Genomic DNA, 16,635 nt, shown 5'->3' with positions numbered 1-16,635 from the left:
ACGTCAATTTAACTTGTTAACTAAAAGCTGAATAATACATTATCTACCGACGAGTAATTTTCTCTAATTTTTCCTTCACCGCCAACTGAATTAACGAATACAACAAAATGATAAACCAAAACCCTGACAACGTAAACGCTGCAATTGCCCACCCTGTATGCGGCACTAATAATAATACCGTTCCCGCCAATAATGCAAACCCAGTCAAACAGGCATAAATCAAACTCTTAATCGCCAAATGAATTCGTTGTAAGGCGCGATCGCTCTCCAGGGAACGCACTCTCACTTGTAGTTCCCCTTGCTCGATTCGGGCTTCTAGGCGGCGAATTAACAATTCTGTGGAACTCGGTTTATTTAACCGATATTTAATAAAATCTCTGGCTTGTCTTGCCAGTTCTTTAACCACGTCTCCCCGCCCTTTAGCAACCGTTAAGTTTTTCACAAAAGGTTGACTAGCGGCTAATAAATTATATTCGGGATTTAAGGCACGAGCAATCCCATCCAGTGTGGTTAACGATTTTAAAATAAACGTCATTTGTGCGGGCAAGCGAAAGGGTTGCTGCTCAAACATCAAATACAATTCATTCCCCAATGCCTCAAATTCTCGCACATCGATTGGCTTTTCCCGAAACCGTTCTAAAATAAAGGCGACTAAGCGTTTAACCGGGGTCATATCCGGTTGTCGTTCAATTAACCCCATATATGTCAGAGTATCCACCACCTCATCCGTATCTTTCCGGAGAACAGCAAAAAAGGTTTTAATCATTTGGTCTCTGGCAATCGATTTTACCTCTGCCATCGTGCCAAAATCATAGAAAATAATACTGCCGTCCTGAGACACTGCCATATTCCCTGGATGCGGATCAGTCTGGAAAAAACCGTCTTCTAATAACTGTTTTAGATAACAACTAATTCCCCGTTGAATTATCTCATTAGTATTGATTTCGCAGGCTTCTAGGGTTTGGCGATCATCAATCTTGATACCGGGCATATATTCTAATGTGAGTATCTTCTTCGTCGTGTAGCGCCAATAAACCGTCGGCACCATAATCCCCGGATAATTATTAAAGTTTTCCCGAAACCGATCAGCATTTTTTCCTTCTTGGATATAGTCTACTTCTTGATAGAGCAAATCAAAAAATTCCCGATAAATTGCTTCAAGTTTATACTTCCTTACCCAAGGCAAATACCGATTAGTAAATCGCACCAATTCGTGTATTATCTTAAAATCTAAATTAAAAAGTCGTTCAATCCCCGGACGCTGCACCTTAACCACCACATCTTCCCCAGTATGCAGCCGTGCTTTGTGAACTTGACCCAAACTAGCCGCTGCCAGGGGAAAGGGGTCAAACTCCCGATATAATGCATGAATAGACTGACCCATTTCGGCTTCAATCACCGCGATCGCTTCCGCCCCACTAAATGCCGGAACCCGATCCTGTAAATGCCCCAATGCCTCGATGTATTCTAAGGGCAGTAAATCAGCACGAGTCGAGAGGGCTTGCCCAATTTTAATAAACGTTGGACCTAAATCCAGCAACGCCCCCACCAGCCACTGGGCGCGGCGATTTCGGTGATTGGGCGTATCATTGGCAATGGTTTTGTCCCACCACAAATAGAACATAAACTTCGCCGCCGACTGAAAAATGTCAATCTGGCGAGCCAGGGGCGAATAATTGCGTCGTTGCCAACGGGGTGGCTTGGGCGTAGCCTGGGTCAGCATTCTGCCTTTTGCATGTAATGAATGAGGAAACAGGAGCGAAGGACAAATGACAAATGACAAATGACAACTTACTCAGATTGTCTTTGTTGTGCTTGCTGTTGAGCCAGTTGGCTGTTTTGGCGATAAAGGATAACCCGATCTTGAGCTATTTGATAACGGGGATGCTCGGGATTAACAGTACTCATCAGAGTCGATGCTTTTTCCCACGCTGCTGCTATATCTAACCACTGAGCCGCTGTATTCGCCGTTTTCCCCGCCGCATCGGCTTGGATGGCTAGTCGGACAGCTTCAGCAAATGGATCAGAGGGTGTAGCTGCTGCTGAAGTTGAGGAAGGTTGGGGGGGAGGGGTTGGTTCTTTAGGAGTGGTACTGGCATTTAGTGTGGGAATTAGGCGATCATAAACCAACCAACCGGCTAAGAGTAAGAATAGGCTGACGCTCATACCACCAACAAGAGTGCGCCGGAAACGATGGTTTTCCTTAGGTTTGCGGGAGGATACCTTGGGAAGCTGAGTTTTCTTCCTCGGTTCAGCTTTAGGAGTGCGAAGTGCCTTTAGCCCTCGCTGAAGCAAGTTAGGCTTACTCAGCACGACTTCTTGAGACCACAACAGATGGTCTGGGTTACGGCTAATTTCTTCTAACCATAGCAATTGTTGCTCCTGCACAATGCGGCTGTTAATGTTTACCCGACGAATGGTACGCGGTGCAATGTCTTCCAGGATTTGTTGAATTTTCTTGACGAGTACGGAGCGCTCAAGGGGTTCGACTACAGGTGCTTCACACAACAGGTGTAACACGCCATCTGCAAAAACCGCTCGAGTTCTGACGCGAGCGTCGGCTAACTGTTGATTCAGAATTTGAATTATCGCCGCCACGCTGCCCTGATGAGCTTGTTTGGCGATATCATCCATCGAATCGTGCATATTTGGTTAAGCTATGGATTGGTAGCTATGGCTGACTTTTGTGACATCCTCCCACACCAAATCCAAGATTCTGCTGTGGGCTTCCAAGCTTCACAACTTGGATTTCCTGGTTTTTCCCTGGCGGGATTTCGACACTTACCTAGACTCAGACGAGTACATTTGAGTCCCCGGTAGACCGTCTGCACAGGCAGTTTCCATTCCCGCGAGCCGCGCGGTACTAGTTCGTTTGATTTGCGTTGGTTGTTGATGATCGAATTCGAGAATCAACTCATGGTGCAGCAATTTCAACTAGCGCGAGTGAGCATCTATATCGAAGTCCATGTCAATTTACAACAATGAGGTTGGGGAAGTCCAGTGTATGCCAACGCCAAATTAAAAATTATGGCGTGGGTCTTATTGCTCCCCCTTTCCCCCCACAACTAGATAATTTACATTCCGACTTCCTCAGAAACAAGATATCCCACTGACTTAACCGCGTCATTGGGAATGGGGCGGGACTCAGACCAAGGAACCAAGCCGAGCTGGGGTAGCTTAGCTGGGTTCTTTCTCGCCGGAAGATAATTTGGGTAGTGTATTTACAAAGGTTTACAATTAATAAAGGAAAATATTGTCCAAACTCGGAGGGTTTTCATGCTGCTCAAATCGACAACTCGTCACATTCGCATCTACGCTGCCGAGGTGCAAAACAGCCAATTAGTCGAGAGTAACAACGTCTTGACACTAGACGTTGACCCCGATAATGAATTTAATTGGAGTGAAGATGCCCTGCAAAAAATCTATCGTAAGTTTGATGAATTTGTCGAAGCCTATAGCGGAGAAGATTTGACCGAATACAATCTTCGCCGTATCGGCTCCGATTTAGAGCATTACATGCGATCGCTCCTGCAAAAGGGTGAGATTAGCTACAACCTGGAATGTCGGGCAATGAACTATAGCATGGGATTGCCGCAGGTTGTGTCTCAGGAGTCGTAAATTCAACCCTAACGCCAAGTGCGATTGCCTTGTTCATCGGTGCGTGCTTGGCGAATCACATCAGAAATTTCTTCCGCATCCTGAACATGGTGTAGAGCTTTTTCTTCCCCGTCTTCGTCTTTTACGGTGAAGTAAGTGGGGACTTCAATGTGATCACCGGTAATATCAGGAGCATCAACGGCGACTTTCTGTGCTTTTTGCTCTAGGGTTTGCTCCTCTGGCGAGACTTTATCGCCAGGATTGAGCGTATCATTGGTATCTGGGCGTTCTGGCTTATTCATAAGATCCTCGTACTTTGCCTGTCTAGTGTGATCATAAAAACTCTAGGGGGAGATTTACCTCTTTCTAGAGTGAGAATTGTTCTGTAGAAATTGTTTGAGGGTTAAACGCCTATTTTCCAAAAAACGACTCCAAAAACCTGGAATAAACTCATCCATCGTTTCGGCTAATGCCCACATTTCCAAGTTAATCATTTTGTACAACAGGTCATGGGAGTTCTCAATTTGCTCCATAAGCTGTTTAATTTCAACACTCGCAGGGGAGTTGAGCTCCTCAAAGGAGTGATCATCGGAGGTGTCATAATCGGGCATGGGCATGTCTGTTGGCATTGTGTTAAGCTGATCAGCAATACTCAGAAACTGAAGTCAACCGCTTCCTGGAGTGGGAATTTTCCGAACCAACTCCTCTAAGTCGCAAAAAAGTATTATAAATAAAGTTATTTTTTCCAATAGAGGCAACTGTTGTCTATCAAAGATCCCCTGAATCCTTGGAATTATAAACCGTGGTGGTGTCAGCCTTGGTCAATTCTCCTGACTGGAGTCGTAATCATCACGGGGAGTTGGGTTCTAGCCAAAACGCTCTGGATAACTGTGATAGTGACTACCCCCATTTTGATTTGGTGGTTTTACTTTTTATGGCTGTGGCCCCGTCTATTGCGACTCAGTAGCCTAGAGTTGATGAATCGCCAACCCGATCAAGAGTCAGAGTCTTGTGACGTACTTTGAAAGTCAATCAAAGATTAGACTTTCGGCTTCTCCTCTCCAAAAGGAAATTCGCGTTTTATAGTGAGGCGACGCCCAACCCCTTGTACACCATTATATTATGGCGATTCGGCAGAGCGTCAAATTGAAAATTATGACGTGAGGCTCCTCGCCTATTTAGCTGAAACCATTTATACCTCAGATAACTAAACGGCTTCTTGAATCAGACGCTAGAATTTGTAATCAGTAGGCTTATTTCGGTAATCCTAGAATAGAGATGCATCCCGATCGCGGCAGTACGACTTCAATCGCCAACTTATTACTAGCTAGACGTAGCCAAGAGTGTTTCCATGGACAATCCTGCAGCAACCCTTCACTGCCCTAACTACCGCTGTCAGGCTGCCAATCCCCCTGTCAACAAGTTCTGTCAGAACTGTCGCACGCCCCTGAAGCGGCGTTATCTGTGGGCGCTGGGATCGGGCATAGAAGCATATCAGCTCGAATCAATAATCGCCAACCGTTATGTGTTGGTCAATGAGCGGATTTTACTCGATACCAAACCAGCAACGCCACCGGATACCCCTCAAGAAATTCCGCCGGAGTTGTTGCCCTATTTGAGACTATCTCCCTATGGCTTACATATTCCCCAAGTATACGGGCGGCTGACAGGCAGTGGAGAACACCCAGGTTCACAGATCTGGCTATTGGAAGAAGCGCCAATTCAGGAAACCGATGCGGCTGGGTCTCAAGGACAACTATTTCCTCCCCTGAGTCTAGTCTGGAAAGAAGCACCAGCCATACGTCAACTCAACTGGTTGTGGCAAATCGCCAATCTGTGGCAACCCTTAAGCCATGAAGGGGTGGCGACAAGTTTGCTCAATCCCAATTGGCTGCGTCCAGAAGGCTCTATCCTGCATCTATTGGAACTCCAGGGGGATGGCGCACCGACGCTCAAACAACTCGGTCAGTGCTGGTCTCAATTCATTCCAGAAGCATCCTCGCCTGCTAGGCAGTTTTTAGACCAACTCTGTGATCAACTCATCCAAGGAAAAATTCGCACCGCCGAACAACTGGTGGGACTACTTGATCAGGCAATCAAAGACTGTGGACAATGGCAATCTCGTCGTTATCAGATTTTTACCAGTACAGATTCGGGTCCAGTTCGCCACCACAATGAAGATGCTTGTTACCCACCGATTGGACAACTACAGAATCCGTCAACGGATGAAAATGCCTTAGCCATCGTCTGTGACGGGATTGGCGGACATGAGGGCGGTGAAATTGCTTCGGGGTTAGCGATTAACATTTTGCGAGAGCAAGTGGAACGCCTCAATTTTGATCGTAACCACTGGAACCCAACCCACCTGACCCTGCAACTCGAACAAGCTGCCTGCGCCGCTAATGACGCCATCAGCCAGCAAAATGATAGTGAACATCGCTCTGAGCGACAGCGGATGGGTACAACCTTGGTCATGGCTCAAACCAGCGCCCATGAAATATACATCACTCATGTCGGAGACAGTCGCGTTTACTGGGTGACGCGCCAAGGTTGTCATCAAATTACCCAAGATGATGATCTAGCCTCCCGTGAAGTGCGATTGGGTTACACCTTTTACCGCTATGCTGTGCGACAGCCCAGCTCCGGTTCATTGATTCAGGCTTTGGGCATGGCATCGTCTACCACATTACATCCAACCACCCAGCGGTTTATCCTTGATCAAGATAGTGTATTTCTCCTCTGTTCCGATGGTCTGAGTGACCATGACCGAGTGGAACAATATTGGCAAACCGAAATTCTGCCCATTCTGGACGGGCAGGTTGATGTACCAACCGCCGCCAAGCATCTCATCGAGATTGCTAATCGGCAAAATGGTCATGATAATGTTACCTTGGCATTGATCTACTGTCAGGTAACGGCATCAGGGGACACAAAACCAACAGAACTGGCGCCGCCTCAACCGGAATCGTTGCCTTTGCCAATAACATCACAAATGCCCACGGTAGCCGCCATTGTGCCGTCCCAGCAGAAAACTAAACAATTGATCAGACCGAAGCGGCGTCCTTGGGGACTGCTATTAGCAATTGTTGTACTGTTAGTGGTGGGTGCAGGAATGGCTTACCTATTATTACCTCGGCGTTGGATACAAGGGTTTGTCAGCCAGAGTTCTAATTCTGATCCTCCAGTATCCGTGTCAGTTACTCCATCGCCAACGGCTAGTCCCACCTCTAGTCCAGAGAGGACTTCATCTGTGGAGAATCTGACGCTGATGCGAGTGACGCGCTCAACGGTTACCAATGCACAAGGACAAGATGTTCCGTTGCTACTGCGACTCCAACCGCCGGAGGAAAATACCTCACCGATTCGGTTAGTTCCTAGAGGGAGTGTGCTGCAAGTTATTAATCAATCGTCTGATTCCGGGGAAGAGGATTGGCTCAAATTGAGAGTGTGTTCGGCGGGAACAGAAAGTACTCAGACTCAGGCGGTACAGACAGCTGTTGAAGAGTCGGCTGATTCTACCCCAGAATCTTCTACCCGATCAGACGCCAAACGGCGCAGCAATATTTATCCTCTGGTTGAGCCAGGCGATCGGGGTTGGATCAAGGTTGCCAATATTCGCTCCAATTTTGACTTCAATTTCAACCCCACATTAGAACAAAGGGGTGTATGTGCAACGCCGCCTGAATCTGAGGCTTTAACGCCTTCCCTGAGTTCTCCGTAGGAACACGACATATCTGTAGGGGCACGACATGTCCTACCCCTACGGACATTTTGTGGGAGCCTGTCAACGCAAGTAGGTTGGGCCCTTGGAACGAAACCCAACGCTATCGCGCTTCGTGAATAATACGTGCAAACATGACACCTCGGTCATTTATGCCGCCGTTTTATAGCAGTAGACACATCGATTAGGACTTTCGTCACCATTGTAGAGACGCTTCAAAAGCGCGTCTCTACATAATGGCGCGTCTCTACATAAATGATGTGTCCTAACAGCTATGGCGGTTGCTATAACTAACAGTTTGGCTGAGTTTGTCCGGAAGAGCCAGAAATGCGGGTTAAAACCTACCCAAAATACACATATTGAATGAATTGTCAAGACCTCATTCAATCCGGTTCCCCTACACCCTACTCCCAAATCCGACTTGGCGACGTCCCAGGCAAAGTCATCAGAGCAACGATTAGACCAGACTATTGACAGATCCACGGCTGAAAGCGCATGGGCTTTAAACCATCGTGATCCGTGTACCATATTGTATAAGGATCAACTTGGCTACTCCCCAACTCCTGGCGACTCTCCTGTGCTGTCTGAGTTTGAACTGACCCTAAGACCTAGAATAGGGATCGCAGAGGACAGGGGACAAAAGTCGAGTCGGATTGATTCTGATTGGGTCTGTCACTCATCAAACACTGATAATGTTGCTCTACAGTTGGGCGTTGAATGTCTGATATCGAAACTCCTTGCCTCAGTTTAGCGATCGCACGTCTGTCTACGGCTGGGGCAGATAACTTTGCTGTGTGGGTGATTGAAGCTCCTTATCCTGGGGGTTATGTTCATCATGACTCAATTTGGTCTCCCACTCTGACTCAAACGTGGTTGGCGTGGCAACAAATGTTTTCTACAGGGAATTTGCCTCCCCTATTGCCCCTGCCTCATCCCTTGACACCTACACCAACATTATCGCCCCAGAGCGAAAACGCCACGACGCAGACGATTAGCTACGGCGGACGGCTAATGCAGCAGTTGGGAATAGATTTGTGGAATTGGCTATTTGCGGGTTCAATTCAAACAACATTGGCTGAAAGTCGCGGGATTGCTCGGGGACAAAATACATCCCTGCGCGTGCGCTTGGAAATTCGACATCCTGAGCTTATCCCCCTCCCCTGGGAAATTATGCAGGAAATGGCAGGTAAACCCGCTATTTCTCTGTCTACTCAACTGCTGTTTAGCCGCACGACGAGTAATGTTGACTCTCTCAAACCGCTAATCCGCCACGATCAAGCTCTGAATATCCTGCTCGTATTTGGACAAGATGTCCACCGCTCCAGTGGTAACCATTCAGCTGCCAGCCTCCAGCTTGAACAAGAAGCAAGGGTTTTAGAGAATGTTTTCCAATCCTGTCAAAAGTTCAACCCCACAGCCGTTCCCTGCTTTGTTGAAAAGCTCATACAGCCAACACCTGCTGATTTAATTGCTGCCTTGGACACAGGAGGTTATAATATCATTTTTTATGCCGGTCATGGTGAACCGGCTCCCGATGGAGGTTTACTCTTTTTAAGTCCAGACGCCACCATCAATGGCACAGAATTGGCTCAAGTCTTGGTTCGTAATCAAGTGACCTTGGCGGTATTCAATACCTGTTGGGGCGCTCAACCGGATCAGGTGGGAGGTCAAACGATTCCCCGGAGTAGCTTAGCTGAGGTGTTAATTCACCATGGTGTACCCGCCGTTTTGGGTATGCGCGACTCCATTGCCGATCACGAAGCCTTAAGTTTTATCCAAAGTCTTGCCCAAGCCCTAGCTGCCCGGATGCCTATTGATCAAGCTGTCGCTGTTGCTAGACAACAATTACTCACGCTCTACAAGTTCAACCAACCGGCTTGGACGTTACCTGTGCTTTACATGCATCCGGAGTTCCCAGGACAGTTGATTGCTTCCTTAGAAGAAGGGATTACTGAGCTTCCCCCTATGCCCAGCCACTGGAATGGCGTACAAACCCCCACAGCTTGCTTACGTTCCTTGAACTCAACGGGTAAAGTTTGGCGAATTCGCGGTGGGCTGATGCGTGTGGGACGCGGACAGGAGAATGATTTGGTTTTGGATGAGGAAATGTGGGTTAGCTATAAACATGCAGAAATTATCTGTCGCGATACCTTCACCCATCCCGAACAAATCCCGACTTACTTCCTGCGTGATTTTTCTCGCAACGGCACTCATATTTTACGAGCAGATGGGTGGCAGAGAATCCACCATCAGGAAGTGCCATTGGAGTCGGGTAGCCAGCTAAAATTTGGCAGTACTCAAAGTCAAACCCTGGAGTTTATTATTGAAAACATTTAATCCAAAAACTTAACAAATCTTAGAATCACAGGGATTCAAGCCGAGGGTCACAGAGGTAAATTCAACCGTTCCCACAATTGCGCCAATTATCGGCACCAACCTTAATTTTCTGAATGATTACGGAACATTCGAGAGTGCTGATGTAGCTATTCCTATCAATTTTCATCTACACCAAAGATCACAGAAGGGGTATTATGACCAGTCAACATAAACCATACCAAAATTATCAAGATGCTTTGACTCAAGCCCAAGGAGAACTCATAGAAGTACTTTGGCAACCCGACGACAATTGTTATCCCTGGAATCCCGCTGAACCTGAAGCCCAAGACTATTTGGCAGATCTGGAAGCGGGATTTTCTCTGGATGCTTGTCAAACAGCGGCGGAAATTACCTCAGGCTCACAAACCCTATTCAATCGCTTGCACCAGTGCTGGACATCTCTGACGCCCTCAGATTCTTCAGGTTCAGCATCTGTAAAGCGGTCATTGGCTCAACGGTTTTCCGGCGTTCCGGCATCTTGGTTGGACGCGATCGCCGATCAAGCTCAACAGGCGTTGTCCATGAACCAGTCATTCGCCGATAAGCTTGTTTTATGCGTTAAACCGTTATTGCCGAACTGGAGTGAAGATGATCTGTTAATTTTTGCCCGTCCGTGGGCTTACTCTATGCGAGGCAATCAAGAGTTTGGCACTGTTGGCTCAGTCAAATGGTCTGAATTATCGCCCATTGAGCAGGTGCGCTTAAGTTTAGCTATTGCCCATTATACTCTCACGCAACTGGACAACGATCCTGAGGACAATTAATTACCGGGTTCAATTGTCTTATGGTAGAGGTGGGCGGGAGCAGTGATCACTGAGTAAGAAAACCCGCCCAAGCGTCAAAACCAGGCTCCAGGTCAAATCACAGATTTGGCTTTTCGCCTTAACTAAAAGGCGGCAACAGAGGCAGCAAGAGGGTAATGAAATAGTACACTAAGGGAGCCGTAAAAACATAGCTGTCTGTGCGGTCTAAAATACCACCGTGACCAGGAATTAATTGTCCTGAATCCTTGACACCTGCATCTCGTTTCATCATTGATTCGGTTAAGTCTCCCAAAAGGCTAGCCACCCCAATTAAGGTGCCGAAAACAAATCCACTGAGTTGCCAATTCGACCATTGCAGATACCAAGCCCCAGCCATAGCCACTGCTCCACTAGCGCAAAGCCCAAAAATTGCGCCTTCTACTGTCTTTTTGGGACTAATACTCGAAAGGGGAGTTCGACCAAAAAACTTGCCAAAACTATACGCACCAATATCGGCTGCCCAAATACAGCCAAAGGCGAGTAGAGTAACCGTTAAACCTTGGGACAGAACCGTTAGGTTAGTCCAAGGGTGAAGCCAAGAGCCATTGAAGGAGAAACTATTGATGCTAGCTGTAGCATTCAGTGGCAATGAAACCCCTCCATCTAAGCCAACACGCAATCGTATCCAGTAGCTAGGCAGATAACCGCCATAGAGTAATCCCAAAATCGAAGCGGCAATATCCGCAATCGTCGCCATTTTGGGTTGAAAGAGCAGGTAAAAACAAATCAAGGTTCCGGCGATGGGAAAGGCAGCATCCGTAAGATTAGAGTTAAGGGCGGCTGTCACCAATAAAAGCTGACTCACAACTAACGTCGTTTTAGCCGCAGGCGCAATTCCTTTTGCCTGAACCAGTTGAAAATATTCCAATTGACCCAAATAGACGATGACACACAGGCCGAGGGTAAAATACCATCCTCCCGCTACAATCATCCCCATCGCTAGGGTAATCGCTACAATTCCACTAAAAATTCGAGACCAGGGCATAGAACTTTGGTTGACACAAGACAGTCTCAATTAACTGTCTAGATGAAACTATTACATTAAGATTAACAATCTGGCAGCACTCGCAGTTAGTCAATTTGAGGATGGGTAGGTGCGAGTTATCAACTTTCAACTACCCCAACTTACTCAGCTTCGCCTTGAGGCGTCGCTTCGCGCTCAGTTGGGGATTGCATCTGTAGTCCACCTCAACTGCGAGTACCTGGAGAGGCGCTCACCTTTGGCTTCGTCCGACGACGCATCAGGGACGGCTGAAAAACGCCCCGTACTCTCCCAGTCTTGCCGAGAGAGCAACACTCTAAGCGCAACATTCCTGGCACCAACCAAATCGGCATGGAGAGTATAACTGCATTGCTGGCATACAAAAGTTAAACCCTTGTTGGGTCTATTTTCTTTAGATGTATGACCGCAGCACGGACAAGCCACAGAAGTGTAATGAGCATCTACTTTTACAGCCAAACTACCAGACAACACAGCCTTATAATCAATGAAGCTGTGTAATTCGGCAAAAGACCAATGAGCCTTGTTCCTGTTAGCTTTGCGTTGTTTTTTGGATGCTTTTTTTCCGGTTTTATTGGGTCTTGTCCGTTCTCGAATGTGAGTTAAATTTTCTAACCCAATTAGCGTACCATCCGTTACGACTTGTTTGGCTTTTGCAGTGATTCGTGTCAGCAATAAACCGTCTCTCCCGTCCAGACAATGCAACCAATCTACGAGTTGCACTGCGGGTGCCTTTACGCTGCAAAGACTTTCTCGCTCTAACATAACCAGAAGCCTTATGTCTCACTTGTTTGCCACTGAAAAACTGAGTCTTATTGCGAGTGTCTGCGGCAACGGCAATATAACGTTGTCCAACATCCACGCCCATGACTCTATTGATATCGGTTGGTTTTAGCTCTGGTACTTCTACCTCTATGCTCACCAACAAGTAGTAAGTTTTGGTGGCGCGGGAGTACCAAAGCTTTGCTGCCCCGATTTTAGCTACTCCAGACTTAATCATTTCAAGGTGCTTGGAGTAGCCATGATAATTTACCTTGAGCCGACCATTTAAAGTGATGACACTCACTTTTTGGTCTTTAACAAATGAGTAGTCGCGTTGGTAATTTAATGTGCAGGTACGAGAAACATACTTGGGTGGTTTATCCAATCCCTTGTATCGTTTCTTGGTACGACCCGCCTTAATTGCCTCCTGGTTTTGTTTAAGTTTTGTCCGTAATGACTTGTAGGTTGCCCCAACTTGACGAGGAACATTGCAAGCCATTTGCGAAGGAAGCTTAAATTGCTCTCGCAGGGTGTAGTAAACTTCCTTCTGGAGCTTGGTGCCGTTGTAGGTTTTGCCCATCTCAAAAGCCACACCGGACGTGTAATTGAGTGCATCCCTATATGCCAAAGAAATCACCCGAAGCTGTTCTTTTTGCTCCTGGGTGACTTCTAGTTTTAATTTGGCGGTTAGAGTTTGCTGCATGATGACTTCACTCTTGTTTATTTCAGTGTGTGGAAGGTTAAGAATCCAACTTCTCCCCACTGAGGATAAACATGGGATTAACAGCGGCAAAGATTTGATGAGTGCCTCGGGTCTCCAAGCGATTGATTGAGGATTGCACAACCTCGATATTGCGGGCTTGTAACTCAGCCAATCCTTCTGAGAGGGTATAAAGACTCTCTAGATTACTAGCTGTGGCAACAATCCGACCTTGGGGTTCTAAGTAATGCCAGACTTCCTTAAGAATTTCTTTAATCGGGCGTCCTCCCTCAATGCAGGCTCTATGGGGTTTTCCCGGTAAATCTGGGAGACATTCCGGCGCCGAGCCTTCGATAACGTCAACATTCTCAATGCCGAAGCGGGAGCAGTTGCGTCGAATCAGGTTCGCCACATCTTCATCCCGTTCTACTGCCACAATTTTACCGTGAGGAGAAAGTAATCCGGTTTCCACAGCAATCGTACCTGTACCTGCACCGATATCCCAGAGCAAGGAATGGGATTCTAGGCGCAATGCGGAAATAATCAGTAAGCGTGCTTCTCGCTTAGTCAGGGGAATACCGGGCAAGCGCTCGAATAAATCATCGGGAATACCAGGAGTGGTATAGTTCCATAAGGGAGAAGACATTCTGTTCGTCCTTGGTCATTAGTCCTTACTGTATAACAACGTTGACGCTGTTTAAGCTAGGGTCACTACACCCAGTAATATAGCCGCCAAAATGCTGAACCTGTCGCAGGTATTCAACCGTAGCTGACGCGATCGCAAATCCTGGAATTAAAACGGGAATACCAGGGGGATAGGGACAAACCCATTCAGCACTAATTTTACCTACGCTTTGTTCTAGAGGTAACCGTTCTTTCGGGGCAAAAAAGGCGTCGCGAGGGGACATCGACGGTTCCAGGATTAACCCGGAAACCATTCCCGGTTGGTATAAATTCTGCCTAGGGCGAGAATCGGGACGACAATAGCGCTGGCTTAAGTGGGCAAAGGCTTGGACTAACTGCTGAATATCATCAGTGGTGTTTCCTAAACTGATGATAAACGTCAGATGTTGGAATGTCGGTAACTCGGCGGTGACACCCAACTTTTCACAAAAAATTTCATCGGCTTCAAACCCACTGAGCCCTAACGCTGTAACCTTCACCGTCAGCCGGGTAGGATCTAGGGTAAAACAGCCTGGAGTGTTTGTGGCGTCTAAAACCGATAATCCAGGAATTTGCTGAATCTGTTCTCTCGCCACCTCCGCCAGCCCTAGAGTGCGGCTGAGCAGCTTTTCCCCATACAGCACCATTTGTTGTCGTGCGGCGTCTAGAGAGGCTAAGAGGAGGGCGCTGGGACTGGTAGACTGGACAAGCTGTAGGGCTTGATTCAATCGTTCAGGATCGATGCGATCACCTTTAATGTGCAGCATTGAGGCTTGGGTCATAGCTGCCAAAACCTTATGGGTGGATTGTATGGTTAAATCAGCCCCGGCTGAGATTGCACTGGGAGGCAAATCAGGGTGAAAGGTCAGGTGCGCCCCGTGCGCCTCATCAACCAGCAAAGGGATATTGTAGTGATGTACCCGTTGTGCGATCGCGTGGATATCGCCGCACACGCCATGATAGGTCGGATAAAGCAGCATCACCGCTTTGGCATCCGGATGTTGCTTGAGGGCTTGGGTAACGGCGTCTGGAGTAATGCTGTGTGCCAAATCCCCTGACGGATCATACTCTGGGGTAATAAAAATCGGACTCGCACCAGACACAACCAAACCTGCGATCGCGGATTGATGACTATTGCGAGGCAAAATTAGCTTATCTCCTGTACCGCAAGTGGCTAAAATTGCCGCGATTACCCCACAGGTTGAGCCATTAACCAGAAACCACGTTTTATCTGCACCAAACGCCGCCGCCGCTAACTCTTGCGCCTCCTGAATCACTCCTGAAGGGGCAAATAAGTTATCAAAATCGGGCAATTCAGGTAGATCACTCTCAAAGACTGATTTTCCCCAGAGGTTCACCAGCCGATCAGATATACCTTTTCCCCGCTTATGACCTGGGGCGTAAAACGGCGCGTGAGGGCGTCCAGCACAGGCTTGTAAGGCATCGAGTATGGGGATAGTCCTTTGTCCTTCGTCTTTTGTCATTTGTCATTTGTCCTTACTCTGCCATCGAGGGTCAGCAACTGTAACCTAATTCCTACTCAGCTCTACTCATCCCTACCCATCTTTAAGTAGGGATGATGTAAGTTGATCAACAAACTCCCTGAGTCGCTCTTGCCAGTCAGGGATTGCTTTTAGTTTTTCCTTTTGCCCTTCATATCCCCTGAAAGCGATTACCCCTTTGTCCAATGGCTTCTTTAGCTGTTTTTTCGCTCCTAGTTTGTTTCCTTTTTGAAAAGGCATTTTCAATTCTGTATATGTCTGTTAACATACATATAATAACTTAAACTGACAAACAAGTGCTTCTAGGATTTAAGACAGAATTAAGACTGAACAACAAACAGCGAACGGCATTAGCCAAACACGCGGGTGTTGCCAGACACTCATGGAATTGGGGACTAAGCTTAACCAAGCAGATACTTAACCATAATCGGGATACAAGAGAGGATAAAATCAAGTTTCCGACAGCGATTGACCTGCACAAGTGGCTAGTGGCACTGGTCAAGCCCATCTACCCTTGGTACTATGAGGTGAGCAAATGCGCCCCTCAGTATGCTTTGAGGCAGTTATCTGAAGCCTGGAAACGGACATTCAAAAAAACAAGTAAGCCACCTCGATTTAAGAAAAAAGGACGGGATGACAGTTTCACTCTGGACGGGGCAATCAAACTTGACCATTTTAAAATTAGAGTCCCGGTTATTGGTTGGTTGAGGACATATGAACGGCTACCTGTCTGTTTTCAACCCAAATCTGTGACCATTTCCAGGACGGCTGACCGATGGTTCATCAGTTTTAAGTTGGAATATGAGCCAATCAACCGCCCCAAACCCTATCCCGTAGTGGGAGTTGATTTAGGCATAAAGGCGCTAGCCGTTCTATCTACAGGTATCGTGGTAGAAGGGGCTAAGAGCTATCCCAAGTACGAGAAAAAGCTCTCGCGTATGCAATGGTTAAACCGTCATAAACAAATCGGTTCATCTAATTGGAAAAAAGCCCAAATCAAAATAGCCCGTTTACACCGGAAAATAGCCAATATCCGTAAAGACACGCTGCATAAACTCACCTCCTATTTAGCCCAAAACCACAGCCGGATAGGAATAGAAAACCTGAATGTATCCGGGATGATGGCTAACCACAAACTAGCTAAAGCTATTCAGGATATGGGCTTCCATGAGTTCAAGCGCCAGTTAGAGTACAAGTGCCAGTTGTATGGGTCAACCTTGGTTGCAGTAGACCAGTGGTATCCTTCAACCAAGACCTGTTCCCAGTGCCATACTGTCAAAGACTCAATGCCCTTATCTGAGCGAGTTTTCCAGTGTGACAACTGCGGGTTTGAGTGCGACAGAGACTTGAACGCATCGCTCAATTTAGAGCAAGCCGCCAGTTAGGTGGGGGAGAGCCTGTGGACTGGTTGAGTGCCGACACCGAAGCGAGTGAAGCAGGAAGTAAGCATCAAGCTAAGTTTGACTACGGTTGATTAGCTTTGATTCGGTCTTATGTAACGGTCTTCAAGG

The 16,635-nt window shown here is 47.2% G+C and carries 14 protein-coding genes and 1 pseudogene; 6 read left to right on the top strand and 9 right to left on the bottom strand.

Annotated features, from left to right (window positions below; translation table 11 throughout):
* Positions 1 to 43: 43 nt before the first annotated feature.
* On the bottom strand, positions 44 to 1,723 hold the full coding sequence (locus tag RIM23_RS02035; RefSeq protein ID WP_446364016.1) for an ABC1 kinase family protein: 1,680 nt from the start codon (positions 1,721 to 1,723) through the stop codon (positions 44 to 46).
* Between the two features lie 68 nt (positions 1,724 to 1,791).
* Positions 1,792 to 2,646, bottom strand: a complete 855-nt coding sequence (locus RIM23_RS02030) for a hypothetical protein (protein ID WP_446364014.1) — start codon at positions 2,644 to 2,646, stop codon at positions 1,792 to 1,794.
* 630 nt (positions 2,647 to 3,276) lie between these two features.
* Between RIM23_RS02030 and ndhM the strand changes: the two genes are divergently transcribed.
* The gene (gene ndhM / locus RIM23_RS02025) at positions 3,277 to 3,618 is read left to right on the top strand and encodes an NAD(P)H-quinone oxidoreductase subunit M (protein WP_446364012.1); all 342 of its coding nucleotides are present in this window, start codon (positions 3,277 to 3,279) and stop codon (positions 3,616 to 3,618) included.
* An 8-nt stretch (positions 3,619 to 3,626) separates the two neighbouring features.
* Here the strand turns inward: ndhM and RIM23_RS02020 are convergent, their stop codons facing one another.
* Positions 3,627 to 3,899: a hypothetical protein gene (locus RIM23_RS02020; protein WP_446364010.1), complete on the bottom strand. Its 273-nt coding sequence runs from the start codon at positions 3,897 to 3,899 to the stop codon at positions 3,627 to 3,629.
* Positions 3,900 to 3,953: 54 nt separating this feature from the next.
* Complete coding sequence (locus tag RIM23_RS02015; RefSeq protein WP_446364008.1) at positions 3,954 to 4,226, bottom strand: hypothetical protein; 273 nt, start codon at positions 4,224 to 4,226, stop codon at positions 3,954 to 3,956.
* A 132-nt stretch (positions 4,227 to 4,358) separates the two neighbouring features.
* Here RIM23_RS02015 and RIM23_RS02010 point away from each other — a divergent pair, with 132 nt between their 5' ends.
* The 4 genes from RIM23_RS02010 (at position 4,359) to RIM23_RS01995 (ending at position 10,458) form a co-directional block, all read left to right on the top strand.
* On the top strand, positions 4,359 to 4,622 hold the full coding sequence (locus RIM23_RS02010) for a DUF6737 family protein (RefSeq protein WP_446364006.1): 264 nt from the start codon (positions 4,359 to 4,361) through the stop codon (positions 4,620 to 4,622).
* 326 nt (positions 4,623 to 4,948) lie between these two features.
* Positions 4,949 to 7,318 (top strand): protein phosphatase 2C domain-containing protein, encoded by a 2,370-nt coding sequence (locus tag RIM23_RS02005; RefSeq protein ID WP_446364004.1) that lies wholly within the window; start codon positions 4,949 to 4,951, stop codon positions 7,316 to 7,318.
* A 717-nt stretch (positions 7,319 to 8,035) separates the two neighbouring features.
* Complete coding sequence (locus tag RIM23_RS02000; protein ID WP_446364002.1) at positions 8,036 to 9,655, top strand: CHAT domain-containing protein; 1,620 nt, start codon at positions 8,036 to 8,038, stop codon at positions 9,653 to 9,655.
* 194 nt (positions 9,656 to 9,849) lie between these two features.
* A complete protein-coding gene (locus RIM23_RS01995) occupies positions 9,850 to 10,458 on the top strand; it encodes a hypothetical protein (RefSeq protein WP_446364000.1) in 609 nt (202 codons plus the stop codon).
* A gap of 118 nt (positions 10,459 to 10,576) precedes the next feature.
* Here the strand turns inward: RIM23_RS01995 and RIM23_RS01990 are convergent, their stop codons facing one another.
* From RIM23_RS01990 to RIM23_RS01970, 5 genes and pseudogenes are all read right to left on the bottom strand, one after another.
* On the bottom strand, positions 10,577 to 11,482 hold the full coding sequence (locus RIM23_RS01990) for a phosphatidate cytidylyltransferase (protein WP_446360242.1): 906 nt from the start codon (positions 11,480 to 11,482) through the stop codon (positions 10,577 to 10,579).
* A gap of 174 nt (positions 11,483 to 11,656) precedes the next feature.
* Positions 11,657 to 12,962 (bottom strand): annotated as a pseudogene (locus RIM23_RS01985) (RNA-guided endonuclease InsQ/TnpB family protein).
* 37 nt (positions 12,963 to 12,999) lie between these two features.
* On the bottom strand, positions 13,000 to 13,605 hold the full coding sequence (gene cbiT / locus RIM23_RS01980; RefSeq protein WP_446359720.1) for a precorrin-6Y C5,15-methyltransferase subunit CbiT: 606 nt from the start codon (positions 13,603 to 13,605) through the stop codon (positions 13,000 to 13,002).
* A 25-nt stretch (positions 13,606 to 13,630) separates the two neighbouring features.
* Positions 13,631 to 15,106 carry an aminotransferase class I/II-fold pyridoxal phosphate-dependent enzyme gene (locus RIM23_RS01975; RefSeq protein ID WP_446363998.1) on the bottom strand — a complete coding sequence of 492 codons (1,476 nt, stop codon included), beginning with the start codon at positions 15,104 to 15,106 and terminating at the stop codon, positions 13,631 to 13,633.
* 72 nt (positions 15,107 to 15,178) lie between these two features.
* Positions 15,179 to 15,364 carry a hypothetical protein gene (locus RIM23_RS01970; protein ID WP_446363996.1) on the bottom strand — a complete coding sequence of 62 codons (186 nt, stop codon included), beginning with the start codon at positions 15,362 to 15,364 and terminating at the stop codon, positions 15,179 to 15,181.
* A gap of 56 nt (positions 15,365 to 15,420) precedes the next feature.
* Between RIM23_RS01970 and RIM23_RS01965 the strand changes: the two genes are divergently transcribed.
* The gene (locus RIM23_RS01965) at positions 15,421 to 16,509 is read left to right on the top strand and encodes an RNA-guided endonuclease InsQ/TnpB family protein (RefSeq protein ID WP_446363994.1); all 1,089 of its coding nucleotides are present in this window, start codon (positions 15,421 to 15,423) and stop codon (positions 16,507 to 16,509) included.
* Positions 16,510 to 16,635: the final 126 nt, after the last annotated feature.

Source organism: Coleofasciculus sp. G3-WIS-01 (genome assembly GCF_040223135.1).
Taxonomy (GTDB): Bacteria; Cyanobacteriota; Cyanobacteriia; order Cyanobacteriales; family Coleofasciculaceae; genus Coleofasciculus.
This window is presented reverse-complemented; position numbering and strand designations above follow the sequence as displayed.